Genomic DNA, 23,947 nt, shown 5'->3' with positions numbered 1-23,947 from the left:
AACCATGCGCCAATCTACAATGGAGACCATGAGTGTTGGCGTAATTCCCGAAACCCACCAGCTTGAGGAGACGGAAGAAGATCTGGCAGCCGACACCGCCGTTCCGTGGGTGGTCATCGTGTGGAATGACCCGGTGAACCTGATGAGCTACGTGACCTACGTATTCCAGACCTACTTTGGTTACAGCGAGGCGAAAGCGCGGACCCTCATGCTGGAAGTCCACGAACAGGGCAGATCGGTTGTCTCCACCGGTTCGCGCGAACAGGCGGAGCGTGACACGGTGGCAATGCATTCGTACGGCCTGTGGGCTACTTTCCAGACAGCGGACGCGTAGGGAGCAGCAGTGGCCAGGGCATTTCGCAAAACGCGGCGCGGTATCGCCGGTGAATTCGAACCGGGGGAGCTGCGGCTGCTCCGGCGCCTGTTCGCGGACGTCGTGCAGTTGCTCGAGACCGAGAAACGGGAGGACGAGGATCCGCTGGCGGCGCTGATCGGCCTCGACCTCGAGGCGGTGAAGCCCGAGGACAGCGCGGTGATCCGTCTGCTGCCGGACGCAGTAAGGAACGACGACGACGGCGCGCTGGAATTCCGTCGCCTCACCGAACGCTCGCTACGGGAGGAGAAGGTCAGTGCGCTGCGCGGGGCGGCGCTGCTGCTCGAGAACCCGCAGATGGTTCTGAATCCCGACCAGTCGCAGGTGCTGGCCCGTGCCCTCAATGATGTCCGGCTGGTGCTGGCGGACCGCCTGGAGATCAAGACAGACGAGGATGCAGCCCGGCTGCACGGGATCGCCGACCTTGAGGATGCCGAGGATCTTGAGTCCTACCTTGCCCTGGTCTACAACTTCGTCACGTGGGTGCAGGAGGGGCTGATGCAGGCTCTTCTGTCATCGGCAGGGCCCTCCGATTGACCGTCCTGGTGAAGGCTTCCGCCTGGAAACCGGAGCTGCGCTGTGATTAAGGACACGCCTTCCTGCTTAGCCAACTCCGGCGGTGCATCCTATCCTCAAAGGATCATGAGTTCTGACCCCGCCGACTCCGAGGCTGCCGAACTGGCCGCTCTGAGGTCCACCGAAGCCCCCATCGGCATCTTCGACTCAGGCGTCGGAGGCCTCACGGTGGCCCGGGCCGTCATCGATCAGCTGCCCCACGAATCGGTGCTTTATGTCGGAGACACCGCGCACGCACCGTACGGTCCGCTTCCCATTGCGCAGGTAAGGGCCTACGCACTCGGTGTCATGGACGAACTGGTGGATTCGGGCGTCAAACTGCTCGTCATCGCCTGCAACTCCGCGTCCGCTGCCGTTTTGCGTGATGCGCGTGAGCGCTACACCGCCCGGTACGGAATTCCCGTCATCGAAGTGATCCAGCCGGCAGTCCGCCGCGCAGTCGCCTCGACGAGGACCGGACGGATCGGCGTCATCGGAACCAGCGCAACCGTTGGATCCCGCGCCTATGAGGACACCTTCGCCGCGGCTCCCCACCTCGATATCTTTTCCGCCGCGTGCCCGGCGTTCGTCGACTATGTGGAAGCGGGCGTCACGGCCGGCTCGGACGTCCTCGAGACGGCCGCCCGCTACCTTCGTCCGCTGCAGGATGCCGACGTCGACACCCTGGTTCTTGGCTGCACCCACTATCCGCTTCTGACAGGCGTGATTTCCTACGTCATGGGTGACTCGGTGACCCTCGTCTCCAGCGCGGAGGAAACCGCCAAGGACGTCTACCGCGCGCTTGTGTCCCACAATCTCCTGCGCACCGGATCCGGGCAGCCGCGGCACCACTTCGTGGCTACGGGCAACGCAGCCCGCTTCGAGGAACTGGCGCGGCGCTTCCTTGGACCGGAAGTCTTGAGCGTGGAACATGTCGACCATGTGTCCGCGCAGTATCCGACAGGAAGCATGGCTCGGATCACGCCGGAAATGATTTCCACGGCCCGGGCGGACGCTGGCGCTGCCGGGAACCGCCGTCCATGAAGCTCACCATCGTCGGGTGCAGCGGATCGTTCCCCGGACCTCACTCGCCTGCCTCCTGTTACCTCGTGACGGTGCAGGAGGAGGGCAAGACCTGGCGGATCCTGCTCGACCTCGGCAACGGATCCATCGGCGCACTCCAGCGCTATATGGACCTGCGGGATATTGACGCTGTCCTGCTGACCCATCTCCATCCGGACCATTGCATGGACCTGTGCGGTCTGCATGTGGCAGTGCACTGGGACCCGGGAGGCTGGAACCAGCCGCGGATTCCCGTGTGGGGTCCCGCCGGAACCGCAGACCGGATGGCCACCGCCTACGGGCTGGACCTGGATCCGGGGATGCACGATGACTTCGACTTCCACGCCTGGTCGTCTCGCACGCCAGTGCAGGTCGGTCCTTTCACCATTACTCCCTACCCCGTCCTTCACCCGGTGGACGAGGCCTACGCCCTTCGCATCGAGGTTACGGATCCGGAAGCTCCGGGCGGCAAGCGGGTCCTCACCTACTCGGGGGATACAGACGCATGTGACGGTTTGGTCGAGGCCGCCGCCGACTCAGGGATTTTCCTGTGCGAAGCAGCCTTCCACGAGGGCAGGGACGATGCCATCCGTGGCGTCCACCTCACTGGGAAACGCGCCGGGGAGGTCGCATCCGCTGCCTCATCGCGGCGGCTGCTGCTGACACACCTACCGGTGTGGAACGATGCCGTGCTCACCATGGAAGAGGCACGCAGCAGTTATCCGGGGGATGTCGCCGTTGCGGTTGCCGGGGTCTCGTACCTGGTCTGACCGTTTGCGTGCGGGCGTGAATAGCCCGCACCGAACCGGCTCTGGCAGACTGGAACCATGACTTCCCCCTCTTCTTCCGAGCCTGACTCTGCGCCTGTATCGACTTCCGAAAGCAACGGTGTCCGTGCGGATGGACGGACACCTGACCAGCTGAGGCCCATCAGCATCACGCGGGGCTGGTCCAACCAGGCCGAAGGGTCCGCGCTGATTGAATTCGGGAACACACGGGTGCTGTGTACTGCGTCGTTGACCACCGGAGTTCCGCGGTGGCTCAAGGGGGAGGGCAAGGGCTGGGTTACGGCCGAATATGCAATGCTTCCCCGGGCGACCAACACCCGCTCCGACCGGGAGTCCGTCAAGGGCCGCATTGGCGGGAGGACCCACGAGATCTCCCGCCTGATCGGACGCTCCCTCCGCTCGATCATTGATACGCGGGCCCTTGGGGAGAACACCATTGTTCTTGACTGCGACGTACTGCAGGCCGACGGCGGCACCCGCACGGCCGCTATCACCGGCGCCTACGTGGCGCTCGCGGAGGCAATCCGCTACGCCAAGGAACACAAGATGATCCCGCAGTCCTCCCGCCCGCTGACGGACACCGTGGCGGCCGTGAGCGTCGGCATCATCGACGGTGTGCCGATGCTTGACCTGCCCTATGTCGAAGATGTGCGCGCAGAGACAGACATGAACGTCGTGGTCACGGGAAGCGGAAGCTTCGTCGAGGTTCAGGGCACAGCCGAGGGTGCACCCTTTGACCGGGCGGAACTGGATGCGCTGCTTGATCTCGCACTGCTGGGCACGTCCCAGCTTGCCCAGATGCAGCGCGAGACACTGGGGGAGTCCGCCGGTGTCTGAACATCCTGTCGCTGCGCCGCGACTGGTCCTCGCAACGCGAAACGCGGGCAAGCTGCGTGAACTGCGCTCGCTGCTGCGCGGAAAGGTACCGGGGCTCGACGTCGATACCCAGGTGATTGACGCTGTCACCGCCGGCGCACCCGATGTGGTGGAAAGCGGCACAACCTTCGAGGAGAACGCTCTGCTCAAAGCACGTGCGGTTGCAGAGGCAACAGGCATCCTTGCGATCGCTGACGACTCCGGTCTGGCAGTCGACGTACTCGGCGGTGCTCCCGGCATCTTTTCGGCACGGTGGGCCGGCCGCCACGGCGATGACTCCGCAAACCTGAACCTCCTGCTCAGCCAGCTAGCCGACATTCCGGAGGGCCGGCGGCAGGCGCGGTTCGTCTGCGCGGCGGCTCTCGCACTACCCGGCGGCACCGACGTCGTGAGGCGTGGTGAACTGGAAGGAACGCTTCTGAGTGAGCCGCGGGGCGAGGGCGGCTTCGGATACGACCCCGCGCTTCAGCCCCTGGGAATGAACCGCAGTTGCGCCGAGCTGGCACCGGAGGAGAAGAATGCTATCAGCCATCGGGGGCAGGCGTTCGAGGCGCTGTTGCCGTCGATCGTCGAACTCCTGGGATGACTGGCCGTTCAAAGGCAGCGGCCCGGTTGCCGCTTTCAGTGTGGGCGGCCTGATAGGGCAGACTTAACCGGGTTATGAGAACAATCATGAGTTACCTGCCCCTGCAGACCGGGAATGAATCCACACTCGGAGGTGTCGCTGACTGGGCGGTAACCATGATGGAGACGATCGGTGCACCCGGTGCGGGCCTGGCGATCGCCCTCGAGAATCTTTTCCCCCCGCTTCCCAGCGAGGTCATCCTCCCGCTTGCAGGTTTCACGGCCAGCAGGGGAGATTTCACCCTGTTCGAAGCACTCTTCTGGACCACCGCCGGCTCGGTGGTGGGTGCCTACCTGCTCTACCTGCTGGGAGTACTGCTCGGCCGGGACCGGATGAGGACTCTGGTGTCCAAGGTCCCCCTGGTCGATCTTGAGGATGTTGACAGCGTTGAGGCGTGGTTCGACCGCCACGGCTACAAGGCCGTTTTTTTCGGTCGGATGGTGCCGATTTTCCGCAGCCTGGTCTCCATTCCTGCCGGTATCGAACGCATGCCGGTGTGGAAGTTCCTTGGCCTGACCCTCGCGGGAAGCCTGATTTGGAACACCATCTTCGTGTTATCCGGCTACTACCTGGGTGAAAACTGGCATTTGGTGGAGCAGTATGCGGGCATCTTTCAGAAACTGGTGATTGCCGCCGTCGTGCTGGTGGTTGCCTTCTTCATTGTCAGCAAGGTACGGAAGGTGCGTCGCAAGCGCGAAGCCTCATGACCCGGCTGAGTGACGTGTGGCCGCTCTTCGGTCTGGAACTCCGGACGCCGCGGCTGTCGCTCACGCCGGTTCGGGACGAGCAGTTGCCGGAGCTGATCGATGCCGTGCTGGATGGAATCCATGACCCGGCGAAGATGCCGTTCGGTGTGCCGTGGACGGACGCGCCGCGGGACGTGTTGATCCGCGAGACCGTCAGGCACCAGTGGCGCCAGCGCTGCTCTGTTGAGCCGGGTTCCTGGACAATCAATTTCGCCGTGAGCTTTGAGGGCCGGGTGGTGGGAATGCAGGATGTCTCCGCCCGTGATTTCCCGCTTCTGCGCACCGTTCACAGCGGGTCCTGGCTCACGCAGCCTGTTCAGGGCAGGGGCCTCGGCAAGGAGATGCGCGCCGCAATACTCCTGTTCGCGTTCGATCACCTCGGTGCCGTCGCGGCGCTCTCGGAGGCAGCTGAGTGGAACAACTCATCGCTCGGGGTTTCGCGCAGCCTCGGCTATGAAGCGAACGGTGTGTCGGAGGTTGTCGCCCGGCCCGGTGAGGTGACCAGGCAAGTGCACCTTCGGCTTCAGGCGGATTGGTTTAAGCGGCCTGAGTGGAGCCTCGGCGTCAACGGTGAGGAACCTGTTCTGCCGCTCTTGACCACCGCCTGAAACTCACACCTGTTCCTTTCTTGACATTGCCTCGTTGGTTATATGGTTAGCTACATGAGTAATGAACCAGCGAACCCCGTCGACAGGGCCGGTGGGCCCCGTGCGGGATCGCCATGCTAATCGAGGATGGTCGGCCGATCTTCCAACAGATCGCCGAGCGCATCGAGAGCGACATCATCGACGGAACCCTGGCCGAGGAATCCCAGGTTCCGTCAACCAATGAGTTTGCGGCTTTCTACCGCATCAATCCGGCCACGGCGGCAAAGGGCGTCAACCGCCTGGTCGATGACGGGATTCTCTACAAGCAACGAGGAATCGGCATGTTCGTTTCAACCGGAGCCCGGACGGTGCTGATCCAGCGTCGGCGGGAGCAGTTCTTTGACCAGTACGTCCAGCCGCTTTCCAGGGAAGCCCGCAAGCTCGGCATTGAACCGGACGAACTTGCAGACATGATCAGGCAGGGCGAACACGCCCTGCAGGGGGGAGCGCAGTGAAAACCATCATCGAGGTCACCGACCTCACGAAGAAGTACCGGAAATCGGAGGCCCTGCGCGGGATCAACCTCGCGTTGGAGCCTGGCCGCATCTACGGGCTCCTCGGCCGTAATGGTGCCGGTAAGACCACCCTCATGTCGATCCTTACCGCCCAGGGTTTCGCATCATCCGGGGAAGTACGGGTTTTCGGCGAGCATCCCTACGAGAACGAGCGCGTCCTCAACCGCATCTGCTTCATCCGCGAATCCCAGAAGTACCCGGACTCCTTCACCGCGGAGCACGCCTTCAAATCCGCCGCGCTCTTCTTCGCAAACTGGAGCCAGGAACTTGCGGATCGCTTGCTTACGGATTTCCAGCTTCCGCTGCGCCGCAACATCAAGAAGCTGTCCCGAGGCCAGCTCTCAGCAGTAGGAGTAATCATCGGGCTGGCCTCCCGCGCGGAGCTCACGTTCTTTGATGAGCCCTACCTGGGACTCGACGCGGTTGCACGCCAGCTCTTCTACGACCGCCTGGTCGAGGACTACTCGCGGCACCCGCGCACAGTGGTCCTGTCGTCTCACCTGATCGACGAAGTAGCGAACCTGCTGGAGCACGTGATCGTGATCGATCAGGGGAGGATCATCATGGATGATGACGCCGAAACCATCCGCGGATCAGCATTCACGGTAGTGGGCTCGGCCGAGAAGGTTCGCACCTTCCTCGGCGGCCGCGAGGTGGTCCACGCAGACAATTTCGCTTCACTGGCGTCGGTAACGGCACTCGGCACGCTGAACGAGTCCGAAACCCGGGAAGCTGCTGAACTCGGCCTTGAGCTCGCGCCCGTTTCCCTGCAGCAACTCATTGTCCGCAGAACCATGTCCGCATCACCGGCAAGTTCCGGGGCCGCGGACCGGCCCCTCTCGGAGGTAGCACGATGAACCGCGTCGTCAAAGTCATGCGGATGCAACTGGCCAACCGCTGGATCTTCATCGGGATACCCCTGATCATCCTCGCCGCATCCTTTCTGCTGACCCTGATCATCTGGTCGTTCATTCCGAACGACGGCGGGGTGCGCATCTCAGGCGGATCCCAGGCTGTCATGTGGTACTTCTTCGCCCTGGGCATCCAGTCCCTGACGCTCACCTTCCCGTTCTCCCAGGGACTGAGCATCACCCGGCGCACCTTCTTTCTCGGCACCCTGTCCCTCTTCTCGCTGATAGCGCTTATCACCGCCGTGACCTACTGGTTGCTGGGACTGGTGGAGCAGGGGACCGGTGGCTGGGGAGTGGGCGGAAGCTTCTTCGCCCTCGACTGGATTGCGGACGGCCCCTGGTATCAACCAATAGCCTTCTACTTCGCCGTGATGATGGCTCTCTTCCTGATCGGGTTCTGGTCAGCCACAATTTACAAGCGCTGGCAGGCAACGGGATTGTTGATCGCCGGAATCAGTGTGGCTCTTGCGCTGGTGGGAACCCTGTACCTGATCGGCTCACGCAGCGCCTGGCCCGAGGTCGGAGCCTTCCTTGGTTCGCAGACGCAGCTAACAGTTGCCGGCTGGCTCGCCGTTCTGGCCCTTGCCCTTGCCGGCGGTTCGTTCCTCACCCTGCGTCGGGCAGAGCCTTAGTCGGTTCCGCCGTGAAGTGGAACCGGCCCCGCCACGCGGAGTCGGTTCCACTGCCTACGCTTCTCCACCGGATACCGTGAGCGGGTGGGAATTGAGTTCACGGCCATCGACTTCGAGACTGCCAACGGGTTTCGCGGATCGCCCTGCGCCGTAGGGCTCACGAAGGTCCGCAATGGCCGAATCGTCGAGGAAGCGCAGTGGCTGATGCGCCCGCCGGCAGGCCACGACCACTTCGACTCCCGCAACGTCGCCATCCACGGGATCACCGCCGACATGGTGGCGCACCAGCCGACTTTCGGTGAGCTGTTCCCGGAGATCGGTGCCTTCATTGGAAGCGATGTCGTAGTGGCCCACAACGCTGCCTTCGACATGGGCGTTATCCGTTCGGCGCTTGAAGTGTCCAACCTGGCCGGTCCTGCTTACGACTACGCTTGCACGGTTCTGCTCTCGCGCCGCAGCTACTTCCTTGTCTCCTACTCGCTGCCTTACGTGGCGGAAGCTGCCGGAGTGCCGTTGGTGAACCACCATGACGCTGTTGAGGATGCCCGCGCCTGCGCAGGAATTCTGGTGGACATCGCGCGTCGCGCCGAAGCGGCGACGCTCGAGGAGCTTGTATCCGGGCACCGGCTGAAGCTGTCCCGTCTTGAAGCCTACGAGCCAGGAATTTCCGAGCTTTCGAAGGCGACCCGTACGGCGCTGGAACGGGGGCCCGCCACCGGCTGGGCAGGTTGGCCGGACGAAGGACTGAACCCGGACCCGAACCCGGCTGCGGATCCCACACACCCGTTGTACGGGCAGACTGTTGTCTTCACCGGCGACCTCGGGATTCCGCGGCCGCAGGCAAAGCAGCGGGCCGCTGTGCTCGGAGCGCAACCGGCAAGCGCCGTGACCCGCAAGACCACAGTGCTGGTGGTGGGGAACGGTTTCGTTGCCGCAGATCTGCGCAGTGGTCGGGTAACGGGCAAGGCACGACGCGTGATGGAGCTTCACGGCCGGGGCCAGAACATTGAAGTGCTCTCGGAAGCAGAGTTCCTGCAGATGACCGAGGGACGCTGGCCCGTCACGAGCCAGTAGAGCCTTTCCTATGCGCCCATTTCGGAGGCGAAGCGGCCGGCTAATTCCTCGACCGCCCGTGCTCCCGTGAGCTGATCAATTGCGGCGGCAGGGAGTACATCGCGTCCATGCAGTGCGCCGATGATTGCACCGGCAACAGCTCCGGTAACCCGCGCTGCAGGCGCATCCTGCTCCGCAGCAGCGGCGAGGAAAGCGCTCACATGGGCAGCGTCGTCGTCGGTTGCGGTGGCAAGCACCAGCCTGATTGCCTCGCACAGGATGTTTCCGGCAATCGGTGAAGCAGTCGGGAGCGCGCCGGCATCCGGACTCGTGAGCTGGACCGAGAGGTCGGTCGACCCCAATGCCGCCGCGTGCGCTGCAGCGTCGGCTACAGCGTCCGACAGCGAGAGTTCCCGGTGGGCGATCGCATGAATCAGGCCGGCGAAGACTGCTGCGGGAATCCGGGCAGCGGGATTGCCGTGTGTGATCGCTGCGGCATCGAGTGTGAGCTTCTCGACCATCGCGGGCGGAACATTGGCGATGAGGCCGAAGGGTGCGGACCGCTGGAGCGCACCGGGGCCGTCGTCGTCCGTTTCAAGCGGCCGCTGACGGCTGCCCATCTCGCCGCTTCTGAGCGCACGGATGCTGGCAGCGTCCGAGTGCCGTCGGGTATGCAGGACGTCCTGCCTGTCGATCCAGCGGGCAGGAGGAGCGGGAGCGGACGACGGCGGTGCCTCTCCCTGAGTCCCGAGCCACCGGAGGTATGCAAGCCAGAGACAGGCGGTTTCATCGGCTGCGACGCCGTCGTTGGCCCACTCGAGCGCTTCAGTCATGCCGTCGACCGTGTAGAGCGTCAGTGCGGTGGCATCGCCGAAGACAGACGCATCGGGTGATCCTGCGGCAGCCTCACCGAGTGCACAGGCCAGGATCGAGCCGGTGATTCTGCTGCGCAATGCAGGGGGGAAGCATTCAGAAGATGTCACCCCGCTAGTCTAGGCAGTCCGCCCAGCCGATCCCTGCCACGATGCCTTCAGGAAACGCCCAGATACGAGTGGAACGCTTGACGGGTTTGCCTCGTGCCCAGCACGCACCACCATCGAAGGAATCAACCACCATGCACCCGATCAGCCAGGAAAAGCCCGCCACGGGCACTCGGTACGACGACAACGGCCCGGGCCTCATCACGGCTTCCCTGCTGGAGGCGCTTGGATCGTTTCTGGTGATCCTGGGCGGCTTGGGCGTGACCATGCTCAATCCGCAGGGCGGCATTGCTCCCGGTGTGGCATTCGGGCTGGGCCTGGCCGCGGCCATCGCCGCGTTCGGCCGGCTATCGGGCGGTTACTTCAACCCCGCTGTCACCCTCGGACTGGCGATGGCCGGGCGCCTGGCGTGGAGGTCGGTGCTGCCCTTCATCATGGCGCAGGTTCTTGGCGGGCTTGCGGCGTCCGGCCTGTTCTGGGTGATTTTCAGCGCGCACCCGCAGGACATCCAGACTGCCGGGCTGTTCTCGGCAGCGGCGAACGGATATGCGGAGCACTCCTCCACCCAGTTCCCGATCGCGAGTGTGCTGTTGATCGAGGTCACTGCGGCTGCTCTGCTGACCGCAGTAGTGCTTGGATCGACCGGCCGGTCACTTTCACGTGCAGCGGCTCCCTTCGCCATCGGCCTGGGATACGCCGTCTTGCTCACCGCGCTCGCTCCCATGGACAACGGCGCGATCAATCCTGCCCGGTCCACGGCAACGGCACTGTTCGCCGAGGCGTGGGCAGTCCAGCAGCTGTGGCTCTTTTGGCTTGCACCCCTGCTCGGTGCGCTAATCGCGGGCCTGCTCTACCGGAGCTTCGACCTCGCGATCCACAGCCGGCAGAGCGTGTCCGCCCCGGCGGGGGACAACGGCGCTCCGGAAACCGGCGACACTGCAGCCGGTTCCGCGGCAGCCGCCGCTACGCTGGCAGCCCGCCGTGACACCCATGACGACGACGGCACCCCGTAGCGCGTACCGACCGTCCAGGCGGCGTTCCAACCGGTGCTTCGGCGTTGCCGTCCGAAACTGTCGGAGACGGCCGGTAGCTTGGAATCATGAGGTTATTGCACACGTCAGACTGGCACTTGGGCCGCTCCTTCCACGGTGTTGGGATGCTCGAGGCTCAGCGGCTTTTCGTCGATCAGTTGGAGAAGACGGTCCGCGAGGAGAACGTGGACGTGGTGCTTATTGCCGGTGATGTCTATGATCGCGCTTTGCCTGGCGTTGACGTCGTCGAGCTCTTCGACGAGGCATTGGAACGGATTACGGTAGCCGGCGCGCAGGTGGTGGTCAGTAGCGGCAACCATGACTCGGCAGTTCGGTTGGGATTCGGCGGGAAGCTCATTGAGCGCGGAGGGGTCCACCTCCGTACCCGGTTGGAAGACATCGGGCGCCCTGCCGTTTTCAGAATTGACGAGGGCATTGAGGTTGCCGTCTACGGTGTGCCATATCTTGAACCCCGGATGGTTGCGGATCCGCTTAATTGTGAGAGTTCCACGCATACGGCAGTGACTGCTGCTGCGCTGGATCAGATCAGGTCGGACATGCGGCGGCGCCGCACGCAATCAATCGTGCACTCGGTCGTCATGGCGCATACCTTCGCCAGTGGCGGCGTCGGCTCGGACAGCGAGCGGGAGCTCAGCATGGGCGGTCTCGGCGTTGTGCCCTTGAACCTCTTCGAAGGGTTTGACTACGTTGCGCTGGGCCACCTCCATGGGCAGCAGCAGTTGCAGGAGCGGGTACGTTATTCCGGATCTCCGCTGGCATATTCCTTCTCCGAGGCGCGGCAGTCGAAGGGAGCCTGGCTGGTAGACATCGATGAAGGTGGGGTAGGTGAAATCCAGCCGGTGAAGTGGGCCCCGCAACGCGAGCTTGCAATCCTGCGCGGTCCTATCGCTGAGCTCATCACTGCGCCGGAGCACGCAGCGGCAGAAAACGCGTGGTGCCAGGTGACGCTCACCGATGCCGAGCGGCCGCACCAGGCCATGGAACGGTTGCGGGCACGGTTTCCCGGAACCCTGGTGCTCGCGTTCGAACCCTCCCGAAGCGCGGGGGAAGAGCGTACCTACAGTGAACGGATCGCCCAGGCCGCTGATGATGCTGCCATCTGCTGCGGGTTCCTTGAGCACGTGCGTCAACGCAGTGCCAGCACCGAGGAGGCAGCCCTGTTCGCTGAGACGATCGACGCCCTGCGGGCAGCTGAAAGCGGCGCATGAGAATCCACAGACTTGAGATACAGGCCTTCGGGCCCTTTGCCGTGCGCCAGCACATCGATTTTGACGCCCTTACCGAACAGGGCCTGTTCCTGCTGAACGGGCCCACTGGGGCGGGTAAGTCCAGCGTGCTCGATGCCATCTGTTTCGCGCTGTATGGTTCCGTTCCGGGAGCACGTCAGAACGCGAAGCGGCTGCGCAGCGACCACGCCCCCGATGCGCTTGCGCCGGAAGTGGTGTGTGAGTTCTCGGCGGGATCCCGGCGTCTGGAAGTGACCCGAAACCCTTCCTGGAACCGGCCGTCCAAACGCGGAAGCGGAACAACCACAGAGCAGGCCAAGACCTTGCTGCGCGAAAGGGTTGCCGGCGAGTGGGTAACCCGGTCCACTCGCAATGATGAAGCGGGAGCGGAGCTCCAGAATCTTCTGGGAATGAACCGTGAACAGTTCACGCGCGTCGTCATGTTGCCGCAGGGAGAGTTTGCGGCCTTCCTCCGGTCGGATGCAGCCGCTCGCGGCGAGCTCCTGCAGCGGCTGTTCGCAACCGACCGGTTCTCGACTATGGAACACATGCTGGCAGAGCACTCCGCACGGACATCCGCGCGGCTCCAGGAGGCCGAGACCGAGCTGGAGGCCCTCCTCAGTCGGGCTGCAGAGGAAGTTGAACGTCACGGCCTGACGCCCCGGCAGTCCAGCACCCCGGCGTCATACCCGGAAGGAGAACCGGATGGTTCCGGCCACGAGGGCAGTGCCTCCGTTGACTGGACGCCTGATCCCGTGCTTCTTCAAGACCTGCTGACGGCGGCCGTGGCTGAGGGTCGGAAAAGGACCCGCGAGCTCAGGATCCTGCGCGATGCCGCCGCAGAGAGGCGCTCCCGGTTTGAGGCGGAGCGCAGGGATCGCCTGACGTTCCGCGAGCTGGTTTCAGAAGCGCAGGCTAACCAGGGTGCCTTGGTCGGGGCTGGAACTCTGAGGGCAAAGCTGGCAGATCACCAACGCGCTCAAATCCTCCAGGGAGCGCTGCAATCGAGGGACGAGGCGGCTGCAGAGGTGCATAATCTGCGGGAGGGCCTGCAATCAGCAGCACGTCCGTTGCAAGCCGATCCTGCAGTCCGGCAGGAAGTCCCCGAGGTTCTCCATCCCGACTCCCTGCGGTCGCTGGCCACGTTCGAACGGGCTCACGAGGTGGTTCGTGAATCTTTGGCCGCGACGCGCGCAGCCCTGCCGCTGGAGAAGGACCTCAGCCAGCTGTCAGCAAGGATTCGTCTGACCGAGACTGCTCTGGAGCGTCAGAAGGCCGAGGCAGCGCGCTGCAGTGAAGCAGATGCACAGTTGCGGCGGGAATACGTCGAACTGACATCGCGTTTGGAAGACGCGCAGGTGATGGCAGCCCGTGAAGGACGACTGGCAACGGAGTGCATCGAAGCGGCCAGCCGGTTGGAGTTGCTGGGGCAGGCGGACAGTGCGGAACGTGCTGTGCGTGAGCTGAACGAGCTGCAGCAGGAGCATCAGGCACTCTTTCTTACAGCGAAAGATGACTGGCTGCGGAAACTCCAGGCGCGTCTGGAACAGGCAGCTGCGGAGCTTGCCGAGCGGTTGGATGCAGGGGAGCCCTGTCCCGTCTGCGGGAGTGAGGATCATCCGGCGCCTGCAGCTGCGGATCCGCAGTCCCTCGTCACCCGCGAACACGAAGCACTTGCCAGGGAAGAGCAGGATGCAGCCGAGAACCGGCTGCGGAAGACCGCCGCGGCCCGCGACGAGGCCGCGTTGAAGGCCGCCGGGCTACGCGCCAGAAGCGGCGACGCCGATGCCGGGCAGCTTCGCGCTACGCTTGTGTCCCTTGAGCAGGAGCATGCGGAAGCGGAACAGGCGGTCCGTCTGGCCACCGACCTCAGCACACGGAAGACCGCGGCGGATACAACGCTTGCAAGGTTGCAGGAGCAACAGGCGGACCTTGCGCGGACTCAGGCAGAAGAATCATCACGGCTAGCCGCACTCGCGGAGCAGCAGGCGGCGTTGGCCGCAAAGCTGTCCGACGTGCGTGGTTCTTACGATTCCGTTGAGAAGAAAATCACGGCGCTCGAAGCAACGGAGCGGAGTCTTGGGGCGGTGTGCGCTGCCTTGAATCGCTGTGAGCAGGCAGAGGAGAACCTTGACAAGGCCGAAGCTGCATTGCGGACACGCCTGTCTATAACGGACTTCGCTTCAGCGGAAGCCGTCCGCGACGCGCTGCTGACCAGCACGGAGGCCGAAACCGCGGAGCGGGCCATCCGCGATGCCGAAAATTCTGCTCATCGGATCGAACGGGACCTGCAGCGGCCGGAGAACCTGGCCGCCGCCATTCTGGAGAAGGACGGCAGCCCCGTGCCGAACGAAGATGACATTGCGTCGGCCGCGACCGAGGAAGCGGACGCATCGAAGCTTCTTGACCAGGCTGTCCTGGAGGTGGGGCTGCTGGAGCAGTCAGTGGTTCAGATGGGCTCCTATGCGGACAGGGCAGCAGCGCTTGAGGAACGGCTCGTGCCGCTGCGGCACGCTCACCAGCTCGCCAGGTCGATTGCTGACACAGCCAGGGGCAACGGCGAGAACCTGTATCGGATGAGCTTGGCGACCTATGTGCTGGCGGCCCGCCTGGAACAGGTTGCAGGTGCCGCAACCGAGCGGCTGCAGAAAATGTCAGACGGCCGGTACTCCCTGGTCCACAGTGATTCCAAGTCGGGAAATCGAAAATCGGGCCTTGGTTTGAATGTCATTGACAGCTGGACCGGACTGCACCGGGATACGGCAACGCTGTCGGGCGGCGAGTCCTTCATGGCATCATTGGCGCTCGCATTGGGGCTTGCCGACGTCGTGCAGCAGGAGTCAGGCGGCCTGGATATCGAGACGCTTTTCGTTGACGAGGGGTTTGGAAGTCTCGACGAGCATTCCCTCGAGCAGGTGATGGACGCCCTGGAGAGCCTGCGTGACGGCGGACGTGTAGTCGGACTCGTCAGCCATGTTGCCGACCTGATGCAGCGGATCCCCGCCCAGCTGCACGTTTCCAAGAGCCGGACAGGGTCTACCGTGCGCTTCGTCAATCAGCTGCAGCGAGTGTAAAATTGCTGGTGTTACCGGGTTGGGCGCATCGGGAGGAGGGACGATGCGCGTTTCATAGCACCCGGAGTGCACATGGCTACACCAACCCCTGAAGTAGATACCTCGCACCGCGGACGTTTCGGCCGGCTACCTGAGATTGCAGGCGCAGGTTTCCTTCCACTCGGCTTGATTGCCCGCCTGCCTCTGGCGATGCTCACCGTTGGAGCGCTCACCCTGGTGACAGCCGGCACGGATTCCTACGCTTTCGGTGGTTTTGCAGCCGGCGCTGTCGGCGTCGGTTCTGCACTGGGCGCGCCGGTCCTCGGTTTCCTGGCGGACCGCTACGGCCAACGCCCGGTCCTGCTGCTGTCAGCCGCACTCAATACCCTGGCGATCGTCTGTCTGATCATTGTCAGCGGCGTGTCGGGCATCGAAACAGGGCTGCTTCCCACGCTCATTGCTGCCTTCCTCGTGGGCGCCACCTGCCCTCAAATCGGACCATTGGCAAGGGTTCGCTGGATGGCACTGACCCAGGACAAACGACCAACGGATCTCGACACGGCGCTCTCCTACGAGAGCACGGCCGATGAGTTGACCTTCGTGCTGGGTCCTGCGCTGGTGGGACTGCTGGCGAGCCTGATTGCGCCCTGGCTGCCGCTAGCACTCGCAGCAGCACTGACCCTGGCTTTTGTTTCCGCCTTCGCTGTGCACCCAACGGAACGGGCGGTAATTCCGCTGCGGCGCCGCCCCCGGACGCGAAGCTCGGAGGTGAAGACCCAGCGAAGAGCGCATACCGGTTTTCTTGTGGCGTTGCCGGTTCTCGGGATGGTGATGATGGGCACCTTCTTCGGTTCGACCCAGACCGCCTTGATCGCCTTCGCCGGAGGTTTCGGAGCGGAGACGGCGGCGGGCCTGCTGTATGCCGTCATGGGCGTCAGCTCCGCCCTCACCGCCTTGTCGGTAGCGTACTGGCCACAGCGATTCCGCCACCCACTGCGGTGGGTGGCTTCAGCGGCGATGATGAGCGCGGCCGCTTTCCTGCCCCTCCTTGCTCTGGACATTCCGTTCATGCTCGCAGCACTACTGATCCTCGGGATCCCGGTCGGTCCAACGATGGTCACAATTTTCAGCGTCGGCTCACTCGTGGCCCCGAAGCACCTGGTCGGCACGGTGATGACCCTGTTGGCTAGCGGCATTGTCGCCGGCACGGCGCTTGGAGCGTCCATAGCAGGAGCGCTGGCGGAGGCGAGCGTCCGTGAAGCTTTCGCGGTTCCGATGGCGGCCGCCGTCGTACTCCTGCTGTTGGGCGTGGTGTCGACCGTGGTGCTGCCCAGCAGGACTGACGCGGCGGAAGTCAGCTGAGCTGTTCCTCGATGGTGCGGGCGCTGCCCGCAATCCGCAGACCGAGTTCAGCCTCCGGGTGGGCTGAGCGGATGTAGACGACGGCCACCGCCGCAGGCAGTCCGCCGGCGAGCCGGATGGGAGCTGCAACGGACGACAGGCCGGCGATAACCTCATCGTGGCTGGTGGCGAAGCCCTGCAAGCGCGCTGCAGCAGCTTCTTCCCGGTAGAGCTGGCCCGGCGCGAGCCGCTCCCAATCCTCCTCGCTCACCGCCGACTGGATTGCAATGCCCGGCGCGCCCGCGCTGAAGGCGTGCCGTGTTCCCGGCCGCTGGGCGACGGCGGCGCTGGAGTGGCGCGGCTCGACCGTCACCAGCGTGACGCAGTCGTGGCGGTCCCAGACGGCGACAAATGCGGTCATACCGAGTTCGTTCGCCAGAACCGTCAATTCAGGAAGCGCTGCAGTCTGCAGGTCACGGGAAACTCCTCGCGCTAGGGCGGCCAGACCAGGGCCGGACGTGATTTTGCCGGCATCGTCCCTGACGATGAGCGAATGATCTTCCAGCGTGCGCACAATCCGGTATGCGATGGAGCGGTGGACGCCCAACTCCACTGACAACTCGGCAATTGATAGCGCCCGCGGAGCATCCGCGAGAATCTCGAGGGATCGCAGGCCGCGGGACAGGGTCTGCGAATGCTGGGGCGATGGTGTTGTGTCGGAGCTCACACTCGGATATTATTCTATATCGGAACGATATGTTCAACTATCGAACTGCAACTGCCTGTTTGGTCGGTTAACGGCAGCGGCGCGCAATAGGAGGCGTCGACTTCCGGTAATGCTGCGGTGTAGTGCCCCTGAAGAGTATGATCTGAACCATAGTTACCGAACGTTCTGTCGGTAATTAAAGTCCGTCCCACCTGGAGTAACAATGACGTCTTCAACGGCTGCCCCACGGCAGCGCATGTCTCGGGAGGACCGCAAGGTCGTCGCGGGGACCATGGTCGGTACCACCATCGAATGGTATGACTTCTTCATATTCGCGCAAGCCGCGGGGCTCGTCTTCGCGCAGCTGTACTTCGCGCCGCTGAACGAGGACAGTCCGGGCCTGGCGCAGCTGGTCTCATGGGCCACTATCGGCATCAGCTTCTTCTTCCGGCCGCTCGGAGCGGTAGTTGCAGGTCACCTGGGGGATCGCATCGGGCGCAAGGCCATGCTCGTCTTCACCCTGGTGATGATGGGTTCGGCCACCGCCTTGATCGGCCTCCTGCCGACCTACGCGCAGATCGGCGTGGCGGCGCCGATTCTGTTGATGCTGCTGCGCATCCTGCAGGGCTTCTCGGCAGGCGGAGAATGGGGCGGTGCGGCCCTGATGGCGGTAGAGCACGCTCCGGTTCACAAGCGCGGCTTTTGGGGTGCATACCCCCAGATCGGTGTTCCCGTTGGCATGATCATCGCAACGTTGGTGCTGTTCCTGCTGCGCTCTTCCATGTCCCAGGAAGATTTCCTCGCCTGGGGCTGGCGGGTTCCGTTCCTGCTCTCCGTGGTCCTCATCGTTGTCGGCTACTTCATCCGCAAGGCAGTTGCGGAAAGCCCCGTTTTCAAGGAGATGACCGAGCGGAAGCAGGAATCATCTGTTCCGCTCAAGGAGCTCTTCCGCCACAACACCAAGCAGGTTGTACTGACCGCAGCCATCTTCATTGCTAACAACGCGGCAGGCTATCTCCTCATCGCCTTCTTCTCGGCGTACGCCCAGCGCACGCTGGGGATGCCCGGCGGGCCCGTGCTGTTCGCCACCCTGCTTGCCTCCTTCGGCTGGCTGATCTTCACGATGTACGGAGGCATTCTTTCCGACCGGATTGGCCGGGTGCGTACTTTCCAGATCGGCTATGGGCTCGTGTTCGTCTGGATGATCCCCCTGTTCCTGATGATCGACACGCGCAACATCCTCGCCTATGGAGTCGCTCTGTTCGTCCTTACGATCGGTTTGGGGCTGTCCTACGGACCGATGTCCGCGATGTATGCCGAAATGTTCCCTGCGAACGTGCGGTACTCCGGTATCGGAATCGGTTACGCACTGGGCGCCATTCTCGGTGGTGCCTTCGCCCCGCTGATTGCGGAAGCATTGCTGAGGGGCACCGGCTCGTCCATTTCGATCGGCGTCTACATCATGGTGCTCTGCGCCATCTCGTTCGCGGCTGTGACCATGGTGAAGGAGACACGCGGGGTACCGCTGCACGTCGGTTCCGGTCACACTCAGGCGAAGTAGCCGGAACGTCGGCGCCCGGCAGTGGACTCCATGGGTAGTTCTCCCCATGGCGTCCGCTGCCGGCCCTTCATACACTGAGGATCAAGACGGGCCTTGTACGAGGGGCCCGCCGCCGGACTGACGGGTCCGGTACACGAAAGGCCGGCTCGCCACGGGTTCCCCCAGCCCACCGAGCCGGCCTTTTGCATGTCCGGCCTCTGATTCAACAAACCGCATACGTTCAGCTGCGCGAACTTGTGCCGGTGTATTTGGCGTCACTGCTGATGCACTGCCGCCGCTGACTTGAGCCCAGTGATGAGTGAGTCAAGCCCGAGACCGAACGCAGCGTCCGCCTGCCGTTGGTTCGCCTGGTCCTTGCGCGCGGACACGGCAGCAGTGAATCGGGGATAAGCCCCTGCCAGAGGTCCCGATTCGAAGATCGTTTCCGGGGCCGTCGCGTCGAACGCGGACCCGAAGATAAAAGACTCAAGAGCAATGATTGCCGGCACGATCAAAGGTTCCGGCCAGCCGACCTTCTCAAATCCACGGGTCACTGCCTCATAGACGGCAAGGGTCTGCGGCGCGCCGCTCACGGGCAGTACGGCGATCACCGGGATAAGCGGAGTATGCCGGGTGAAGACATCGCGATAGGACCAGGCGAACCGGCGGACAGCCTGCTCCCACGGTTCGGACTCGAAACCTGACACGTCCACCTGAGTCATGACGTGGTCCTGCAGAAGGATGAGTACGTCGCCTTTGGATTCCACGTGGTTATATAACGACGACGGCGCCACTTTGAGAGCGCGGGCAAGGGAAGACATGGTCAAGCCCTCATACCCGCGGGTTTCGATGAGCGTGAGAGCCGCCCGGGTGATTGCTTCCTGGGAAAGAATCCTGTTCAGCGGCCTGCCCGCTGAGCGGGGGGATGTACCGGTTGCGCCGACCATCGTTTGTGTTCCTGATTCCTTCCGGCCCGGAGCCGGCACCGTTCACCTGCTCCCTCCTATACGGTAGTGGAAGACCTGCTGCTCTGTTGCCCTGGAGGTTTCGTGGCGCAGCACTCGCAGCGAAGGCCTCCCGCGGTACCGTAGTGCCATGCCTGAGATGCCTGAGGTACAGGGACTGGCCCACTTCCTGGCCGGCAAATTAGTGCCGGAGGACGGTGAACCAGCCCGGGTAGGGAACGTTGAGCTTGGCTCTTTCGCCGTGCTGAAGACTGCCGAGGTTCCACTTGACGCCGTGTCCTCGATGACCTTCACCGGCGTAGACAGGAGGGGAAAGTTCCTCATCCTGAGCCTTGAAGGCGTGTATCTCGTGATGCATCTCGCGCGAGCCGGCTGGCTGCGTTGGTCTAACGCGCTTCCGGATACCGCCCTGCGGCCGGGCAAGGGGCCGATTGCGTTGAGATTGAGATGTTCGGAACCAGCAGGCTACGGATTCGATCTGACCGAGGCGGGCACAAAGAAGTCAGCAGCGGTCTACCTCGTCCGGAAGGTGGCGGAGGTTCCGGGGGTAAGCCGGTTGGGACCCGAAGCGCTGGACATCGGCCGGGAGCAGTTCATGGCAATGCTCCATGGGCACCGCAGCCAGGTGAAGAGTGCGTTGCGGGACCAGTCTTTCATTGCGGGAATCGGCAACGCCTACAGCGACGAAATCCTGCATGCCGCCCGCCTGTCTCCGTTTGCCCTCGCATCCAAGCTGACTGATGAGCAAGTGGGGGTGCTTCACGACGCGATGCACTCGGTCCTGCAATCGGCTATTGCTGCGGCCGACGGCAAGCCGGCGAAGGAGTTGAAGGATTCCAAGCGGCGGGAGATGAAGGTTCATGGCCGGACCGGTCAGCCCTGCCCGGTGTGCGGGGACTCTGTTCGTGAAATTTCATTCGCCGATTCCGCGCTCCAGTACTGCCCAACCTGCCAGACAGGAGGGAAGCAACTGGCAGATCGGCGGACCTCCAAATTTCTCAAGTGATTGGACATCGCCGGTCCTGGTGGCGGCTGCACCTTTCGCAGGCGACATCAATGACCCTAGGATCGAAGATGTAACAATCCGGTTCCAACTACGGAGGTCACCATGACGCATGATTCACACGACCGGGAAGACGACCGCCAGAGCGGGGATTCCACCAGCACGGAGCCGGAAGGAACCATACCCGACACCGAGGACGGTGTGGGCGCGACTACAACTGAGGAGCCGAGCAGCTTCGAACCGGAGGAAGACCCGGATGAGGACGGGGACTCCAAGTGAGGCACTGAGCGGTTTCTGACGCTGGAAGCTGCTAACCCAGTGACGGGGCGTGTGACGGCGGTTCGGGAATGTGAACGTTTCCGGTCGTCACTCCGCCCGTGATCACGTCGGGCGTATCTGCCTGAGTGTCACTGGGTGTTGGCAGATTGAGGATCATGCCGCCGTCCTTATCGGAGTCGCTTCCCACGCGCAGCGCAAGCGCGACCTCATGCGCGTCAGGGCGCGACTGCGGATTTCTGGCGGTCATGCGCGTGAGGAGATTGACCCAGTCGGCGCCGAGGGACTCAGGAACATCCGGGTCCCGCAGGAGGCGGGCAACGGCGGCCTCGACGACGGGGCCGGGAAACGCCTTTTCCCCGGTAAGGCATTCCAGAAGCACCAGGCCGAGCGAATAGATGTCGCTGCTCGTTTCCACGTGCGCACCCTCTGCCTGCTCCGGACTGAGGTAGTTGGCCGTGCCGATGGTGGCGCCATGTGCGGTGGAGTGCGTTGCTTCCACCATTCGGGCAATGCCGAAGTCGGTGAGTTTGGGGTAGAGGCGGGTGTCCTGCTCCCCGGAGTGGTACATCAGGATATTCGCAGGTTTCACGTCGCGGTGGATGACTCCCTGCGAGTGGATGTAGGCCAGCGCATCCGCGAGATCCGCACCCAGTTGAGCCACGTGCTCGGAAGGAAGCGGACCGGATTTCAACAGCTTGCGCAGATCCAGTCCGTCGACCAGTTCCATGACAAGGAAACTGGTGGTCTTGCCGCTGCCGTCATCCTGCAGGCCGGCATCATGCAGCGTCACCAGTCCGGGATGGTTCAGCGTCGAGAGCAACAGGGTCTCTGTATGCTGACGCCGGTAATCGTCATCATCGGAGGTGGTGGGGTTGAATACCTTGATTGCCACGTCCCGGCCGAGGTTTCGGTCCAGTGCCCGAAACACCGATGCTGCGCCGCCGGTACCAATCAACTCAATGGGTTGGTACCGCTCGGCCAGGAGTTCATCCACGTGAGACCTCCGGGGAAGAAAGAAAAGTTATGGGGGTGAAGAGCAGGTGATAAGCATGCTGATCACCTCTAACATTCTACCCTGCGCGGAGAGATGCGGAAGACCGCCCCGCGCCGCAGTCTCAAACGTTCAATAATCGTTACGCGGCGAGGAAATTGATGGCCGCGCTCTTGAAGGTCCGGGACGTTACTGCGTTGGTATGGGTTCTTCCTGGGAGCCAGAGTATTTCCGCATGACCGCTCAGCTCCGCCAGTTCCGGAATGGTCTGCGCTCGTTCGTCCTTGTCTCCGGCCACCAGGAGGAGCGGCATGTGAGGTATGGCGTCACGGGGCACGAAAGGCTCTCGCTTGATTGCCTCTACCATGGTGAGCAGTGCAAAGACGTCGTTTGTCGGAATAAGCCGTGCCATCCGAAGCAGACTGCTGGTCGACTCGTCGGCGATGGGTGACCCGTCGGTCAGGAATCGTTGCGCGGCTGCCAGGTCGAACGCCGCCAGCGGATCGCCGCTTCCAGGTCCGCCAAGCACCATACGGTGCACCAGTTCCGGTTGCGTGGCGCCGAATTCCCACGCCAGACGTGAACCGAGCGAGTATCCGATGATGTCGACGCCGCTGCCCGGCTGACCGTCGGCGAGGGGGTGGACGTGTGCATCGAGCAGTATCTGGAGCAGGTCCGCCCGGATGCGGCTGGGGGAGTAGGAGTCCATTTCTTCGGGAGCCGTACTTGATCCATGACCGGGGAGGTCGAGGGTGACGACTTTGCGGCCGGCGTCGGTAAGGGCACGAATCCAGCCGGAATCTTCCCAATTGAGCCGGGCCGAGGAGGCGAACCCGTGAAGGAGCAGGATGGGGCGCAGTGCTGACGGGCTCGCGGGCTCGTGGACAAGGACATTCAATCCCGGGTTTGTTCCCTCAACCAGATGATCGCTGTGACGTCCCATGAGTTCCTCCCCGGTGCTCTTGCTGCGGTCTTTCCTGAACTCTAGCGTCCCTTGCCGGGACTCGTACGAAAAGAAAAAGCGGCAGAGAACTGTGCTTCATTGAACAGATCTCCGCCGCCCGGCCAGCAGTGGCCAACCCGTGTGACTTTAGTCACCGCTTCTGCCCGGATGCAAATTGGCTGATAGTGCTTCGCTGTCATTCCCGGAATCTTCCGGCATGTCCGTCATGGAGCGCATCAATTCGGCGCCGATCGAGGTGCCGCGCTAGAATTACTTATAGTCATAATGACTATAAGTACGGAGGGTGAAGGGAGAGCCAGCATGAGCGCAACTTCAGCGAACGTCTCCGAACGACGCGTGCAGCCGCCGTCGTTGGCTATTTCCACAGTGATCTTCGCCCTGCGCCCGAGTGAGTCCTCGGGCAGGCCAACGCTGTGGTTGCCGTTGGTCAGGCGAATTCGCCAGCCGTACCTTGGCCAGTGGGCGCTGCCGGGTGGACCATTGGCGCACTCAGAGTCGCTCCAGGATGCGGCATCGCGCAACCTCCTCGAGACCACCGGGCTTGCACCTCGTTATCTGGAGCAGCTGTACGCCTTCGGAGGCCTGGACCGGTCTGCGGGGCAGCGTCTGGTGTCGATCGTGTACTGGGCGCTGGTTCAACCGGACGAGGCAGCGTTGACGCGCGAATCCGAGAACGTTCGGTGGTTCCGCGCGGACCGGTTGGAGTCGCTCGCCTTCGATCACAACGAAATCGTGAAGTACGCGCTCTGGCGGCTGCGCAACAAGATGGAGTACGGCTCGATTGCCTACCACCTTCTGGGCGAACGGTTCACGCTTGCGCAGGTCCGGGAGGTATACGAGGCGGTGCTCGACAAGGAACTGGACCCCGCCAACTTCCGTCGGCAGCTCCGTTCAACTCCGCACATCGAACCTACTGACGAGCACCTCACGGGCACACGGCACCGGCCACCGCGGCTCTACCGCTATGCCGGGCCCGTCCCGGACGGCAGTGTCAGGCAACCCCTGCCGGCCTCGCCTTGAAGGCACGCCCAGACCACCAAACACCCACCGGCTCACCGGAGCCC

Annotated in this window: 25 protein-coding genes; 20 read left to right on the top strand and 5 right to left on the bottom strand. The window is 63.3% G+C overall.

Features of this window, described 5'->3' with window-relative positions; genetic code table 11:
• Positions 1-4: 4 nt before the first annotated feature.
• The 12 genes from clpS to ACZ2GY_RS10455 all read left to right on the top strand — a co-directional run bounded on the left by clpS (position 5) and on the right by ACZ2GY_RS10455 (position 8,804).
• Positions 5-334, top strand: coding sequence for an ATP-dependent Clp protease adapter ClpS (clpS, locus tag ACZ2GY_RS10510; protein ID WP_471671834.1), 330 nt, complete (start codon positions 5-7; stop codon positions 332-334).
• Positions 335-343: 9 nt separating this feature from the next.
• On the top strand, positions 344-910 hold the full coding sequence (locus tag ACZ2GY_RS10505; protein ID WP_056548123.1) for a DUF2017 domain-containing protein: 567 nt from the start codon (positions 344-346) through the stop codon (positions 908-910).
• 105 nt (positions 911-1,015) lie between these two features.
• Positions 1,016-1,972 carry a glutamate racemase gene (gene murI / locus ACZ2GY_RS10500; RefSeq protein WP_346028121.1) on the top strand — a complete coding sequence of 319 codons (957 nt, stop codon included), beginning with the start codon at positions 1,016-1,018 and terminating at the stop codon, positions 1,970-1,972.
• Positions 1,969-2,760 (top strand): MBL fold metallo-hydrolase, encoded by a 792-nt coding sequence (locus ACZ2GY_RS10495; RefSeq protein ID WP_471671833.1) that lies wholly within the window; start codon positions 1,969-1,971, stop codon positions 2,758-2,760. The genes murI and ACZ2GY_RS10495 overlap by 4 nt, the downstream gene beginning before the upstream one ends.
• Before the next feature lie 57 nt (positions 2,761-2,817).
• Positions 2,818-3,615 carry a ribonuclease PH gene (gene rph, locus ACZ2GY_RS10490; protein ID WP_277358589.1) on the top strand — a complete coding sequence of 266 codons (798 nt, stop codon included), beginning with the start codon at positions 2,818-2,820 and terminating at the stop codon, positions 3,613-3,615.
• Complete coding sequence (gene rdgB, locus ACZ2GY_RS10485) at positions 3,608-4,240, top strand: RdgB/HAM1 family non-canonical purine NTP pyrophosphatase (RefSeq protein WP_277358588.1); 633 nt, start codon at positions 3,608-3,610, stop codon at positions 4,238-4,240. The genes rph and rdgB overlap by 8 nt, the downstream gene beginning before the upstream one ends.
• 86 nt (positions 4,241-4,326) lie before the next feature.
• Positions 4,327-4,986, top strand: coding sequence for a DedA family protein (locus ACZ2GY_RS10480; protein WP_277358587.1), 660 nt, complete (start codon positions 4,327-4,329; stop codon positions 4,984-4,986).
• Positions 4,983-5,633 (top strand): GNAT family N-acetyltransferase, encoded by a 651-nt coding sequence (locus ACZ2GY_RS10475; RefSeq protein ID WP_277358586.1) that lies wholly within the window; start codon positions 4,983-4,985, stop codon positions 5,631-5,633. Before ACZ2GY_RS10480 ends, ACZ2GY_RS10475 begins: the two co-directional genes overlap by 4 nt.
• A gap of 113 nt (positions 5,634-5,746) precedes the next feature.
• A complete protein-coding gene (locus ACZ2GY_RS10470) occupies positions 5,747-6,127 on the top strand; it encodes a GntR family transcriptional regulator (RefSeq protein ID WP_277358585.1) in 381 nt (126 codons plus the stop codon).
• Entirely contained in the window at positions 6,124-7,044 is a 921-nt protein-coding gene (locus tag ACZ2GY_RS10465) for an ABC transporter ATP-binding protein (RefSeq protein WP_471671832.1), read from the top strand. The genes ACZ2GY_RS10470 and ACZ2GY_RS10465 overlap by 4 nt, the downstream gene beginning before the upstream one ends.
• Complete coding sequence (locus ACZ2GY_RS10460; protein WP_277358583.1) at positions 7,041-7,730, top strand: hypothetical protein; 690 nt, start codon at positions 7,041-7,043, stop codon at positions 7,728-7,730. Before ACZ2GY_RS10465 ends, ACZ2GY_RS10460 begins: the two co-directional genes overlap by 4 nt.
• An 84-nt stretch (positions 7,731-7,814) precedes the next feature.
• Positions 7,815-8,804: a 3'-5' exonuclease gene (locus ACZ2GY_RS10455; RefSeq protein ID WP_277358582.1), complete on the top strand. Its 990-nt coding sequence runs from the start codon at positions 7,815-7,817 to the stop codon at positions 8,802-8,804.
• A gap of 8 nt (positions 8,805-8,812) precedes the next feature.
• On the opposite strand, the gene ACZ2GY_RS10450 is transcribed toward ACZ2GY_RS10455, so the two are convergent.
• Complete coding sequence (locus tag ACZ2GY_RS10450) at positions 8,813-9,736, bottom strand: ADP-ribosylglycohydrolase family protein (protein ID WP_471671831.1); 924 nt, start codon at positions 9,734-9,736, stop codon at positions 8,813-8,815.
• 161 nt (positions 9,737-9,897) lie between these two features.
• On the opposite strand from ACZ2GY_RS10450, the gene ACZ2GY_RS10445 reads away from it, so the two are divergent.
• The 4 genes from ACZ2GY_RS10445 to ACZ2GY_RS10430 all read left to right on the top strand — a co-directional run bounded on the left by ACZ2GY_RS10445 (position 9,898) and on the right by ACZ2GY_RS10430 (position 16,456).
• Positions 9,898-10,776 carry an aquaporin gene (locus ACZ2GY_RS10445; protein ID WP_471671830.1) on the top strand — a complete coding sequence of 293 codons (879 nt, stop codon included), beginning with the start codon at positions 9,898-9,900 and terminating at the stop codon, positions 10,774-10,776.
• Positions 10,777-10,862: 86 nt separating this feature from the next.
• The gene (locus tag ACZ2GY_RS10440; protein WP_471671829.1) at positions 10,863-12,023 is read left to right on the top strand and encodes an exonuclease SbcCD subunit D; all 1,161 of its coding nucleotides are present in this window, start codon (positions 10,863-10,865) and stop codon (positions 12,021-12,023) included.
• Complete coding sequence (locus ACZ2GY_RS10435) at positions 12,020-15,115, top strand: AAA family ATPase (protein ID WP_471671828.1); 3,096 nt, start codon at positions 12,020-12,022, stop codon at positions 15,113-15,115. Before ACZ2GY_RS10440 ends, ACZ2GY_RS10435 begins: the two co-directional genes overlap by 4 nt.
• 72 nt (positions 15,116-15,187) lie before the next feature.
• Entirely contained in the window at positions 15,188-16,456 is a 1,269-nt protein-coding gene (locus tag ACZ2GY_RS10430) for an MFS transporter (RefSeq protein WP_471671827.1), read from the top strand.
• Here the strand turns inward: ACZ2GY_RS10430 and ACZ2GY_RS10425 are convergent.
• Positions 16,449-17,162: an IclR family transcriptional regulator gene (locus ACZ2GY_RS10425; RefSeq protein ID WP_346028127.1), complete on the bottom strand. Its 714-nt coding sequence runs from the start codon at positions 17,160-17,162 to the stop codon at positions 16,449-16,451. The genes ACZ2GY_RS10430 and ACZ2GY_RS10425 overlap by 8 nt on opposite strands.
• A 202-nt stretch (positions 17,163-17,364) precedes the next feature.
• On the opposite strand from ACZ2GY_RS10425, the gene ACZ2GY_RS10420 reads away from it, so the two are divergent.
• Entirely contained in the window at positions 17,365-18,702 is a 1,338-nt protein-coding gene (locus ACZ2GY_RS10420; protein WP_277358574.1) for an MFS transporter, read from the top strand.
• A gap of 254 nt (positions 18,703-18,956) precedes the next feature.
• Here ACZ2GY_RS10420 and ACZ2GY_RS10415 read toward each other — a convergent pair whose 3' ends face one another.
• Complete coding sequence (locus ACZ2GY_RS10415) at positions 18,957-19,628, bottom strand: TetR/AcrR family transcriptional regulator (RefSeq protein WP_277358573.1); 672 nt, start codon at positions 19,626-19,628, stop codon at positions 18,957-18,959.
• A gap of 148 nt (positions 19,629-19,776) precedes the next feature.
• Between ACZ2GY_RS10415 and ACZ2GY_RS10410 the strand changes: the two genes are divergently transcribed.
• Positions 19,777-20,652: an Fpg/Nei family DNA glycosylase gene (locus ACZ2GY_RS10410; RefSeq protein WP_277358572.1), complete on the top strand. Its 876-nt coding sequence runs from the start codon at positions 19,777-19,779 to the stop codon at positions 20,650-20,652.
• A 102-nt stretch (positions 20,653-20,754) separates the two neighbouring features.
• On the top strand, positions 20,755-20,928 hold the full coding sequence (locus ACZ2GY_RS10405) for a hypothetical protein (protein ID WP_277358571.1): 174 nt from the start codon (positions 20,755-20,757) through the stop codon (positions 20,926-20,928).
• Between the two features lie 31 nt (positions 20,929-20,959).
• Here the strand turns inward: ACZ2GY_RS10405 and ACZ2GY_RS10400 are convergent, their stop codons facing one another.
• Together ACZ2GY_RS10400 and ACZ2GY_RS10395 are read right to left on the bottom strand one after the other, a co-directional pair.
• Complete coding sequence (locus tag ACZ2GY_RS10400) at positions 20,960-21,922, bottom strand: serine/threonine-protein kinase (RefSeq protein ID WP_277358570.1); 963 nt, start codon at positions 21,920-21,922, stop codon at positions 20,960-20,962.
• 139 nt (positions 21,923-22,061) lie between these two features.
• The gene (locus ACZ2GY_RS10395) at positions 22,062-22,862 is read right to left on the bottom strand and encodes an alpha/beta fold hydrolase (RefSeq protein ID WP_346028129.1); all 801 of its coding nucleotides are present in this window, start codon (positions 22,860-22,862) and stop codon (positions 22,062-22,064) included.
• A 321-nt stretch (positions 22,863-23,183) separates the two neighbouring features.
• Here ACZ2GY_RS10395 and ACZ2GY_RS10390 point away from each other — a divergent pair, with 321 nt between their 5' ends.
• Positions 23,184-23,903: an NUDIX hydrolase gene (locus ACZ2GY_RS10390; protein WP_277358568.1), complete on the top strand. Its 720-nt coding sequence runs from the start codon at positions 23,184-23,186 to the stop codon at positions 23,901-23,903.
• The last annotated feature ends 44 nt before the right edge of the window (positions 23,904-23,947 follow it).

Source organism: Arthrobacter sp. KKT183 (assembly GCF_055657625.1).
Note: the sequence above shows the minus strand (reverse complement) of the source record. Positions and strands in the feature narration are given on the sequence as shown.

What these genes read in the sequence shown, in the direction of transcription:
- clpS (WP_471671834.1), top strand. Translation starts at nt 5, where the DNA reads ATGCGCCAATCTACAATGGAGACCATGAGTGTTGGCGTAATTCCCGAA.
- murI (WP_346028121.1), top strand. Translation starts at nt 1,016, where the DNA reads ATGAGTTCTGACCCCGCCGACTCCGAGGCTGCCGAACTGGCCGCTCTG.
- ACZ2GY_RS10495 (WP_471671833.1), top strand. Translation starts at nt 1,969, where the DNA reads ATGAAGCTCACCATCGTCGGGTGCAGCGGATCGTTCCCCGGACCTCAC.
- rph (WP_277358589.1), top strand. Translation starts at nt 2,818, where the DNA reads ATGACTTCCCCCTCTTCTTCCGAGCCTGACTCTGCGCCTGTATCGACT.
- ACZ2GY_RS10480 (WP_277358587.1), top strand. Translation starts at nt 4,327, where the DNA reads ATGAGTTACCTGCCCCTGCAGACCGGGAATGAATCCACACTCGGAGGT.
- ACZ2GY_RS10475 (WP_277358586.1), top strand. Translation starts at nt 4,983, where the DNA reads ATGACCCGGCTGAGTGACGTGTGGCCGCTCTTCGGTCTGGAACTCCGG.
- ACZ2GY_RS10470 (WP_277358585.1), top strand. Translation starts at nt 5,747, where the DNA reads ATGCTAATCGAGGATGGTCGGCCGATCTTCCAACAGATCGCCGAGCGC.
- ACZ2GY_RS10460 (WP_277358583.1), top strand. Translation starts at nt 7,041, where the DNA reads ATGAACCGCGTCGTCAAAGTCATGCGGATGCAACTGGCCAACCGCTGG.
- ACZ2GY_RS10445 (WP_471671830.1), top strand. Translation starts at nt 9,898, where the DNA reads ATGCACCCGATCAGCCAGGAAAAGCCCGCCACGGGCACTCGGTACGAC.
- ACZ2GY_RS10440 (WP_471671829.1), top strand. Translation starts at nt 10,863, where the DNA reads ATGAGGTTATTGCACACGTCAGACTGGCACTTGGGCCGCTCCTTCCAC.
- ACZ2GY_RS10435 (WP_471671828.1), top strand. Translation starts at nt 12,020, where the DNA reads ATGAGAATCCACAGACTTGAGATACAGGCCTTCGGGCCCTTTGCCGTG.
- ACZ2GY_RS10430 (WP_471671827.1), top strand. Translation starts at nt 15,188, where the DNA reads ATGGCTACACCAACCCCTGAAGTAGATACCTCGCACCGCGGACGTTTC.
- ACZ2GY_RS10420 (WP_277358574.1), top strand. Translation starts at nt 17,365, where the DNA reads ATGACGTCTTCAACGGCTGCCCCACGGCAGCGCATGTCTCGGGAGGAC.
- ACZ2GY_RS10415 (WP_277358573.1), bottom strand. Translation starts at nt 19,628, where the DNA reads ATGGTCGGCGCAACCGGTACATCCCCCCGCTCAGCGGGCAGGCCGCTG.
- ACZ2GY_RS10410 (WP_277358572.1), top strand. Translation starts at nt 19,777, where the DNA reads ATGCCTGAGATGCCTGAGGTACAGGGACTGGCCCACTTCCTGGCCGGC.
- ACZ2GY_RS10405 (WP_277358571.1), top strand. Translation starts at nt 20,755, where the DNA reads ATGACGCATGATTCACACGACCGGGAAGACGACCGCCAGAGCGGGGAT.
- ACZ2GY_RS10395 (WP_346028129.1), bottom strand. Translation starts at nt 22,862, where the DNA reads ATGGGACGTCACAGCGATCATCTGGTTGAGGGAACAAACCCGGGATTG.
- ACZ2GY_RS10390 (WP_277358568.1), top strand. Translation starts at nt 23,184, where the DNA reads ATGAGCGCAACTTCAGCGAACGTCTCCGAACGACGCGTGCAGCCGCCG.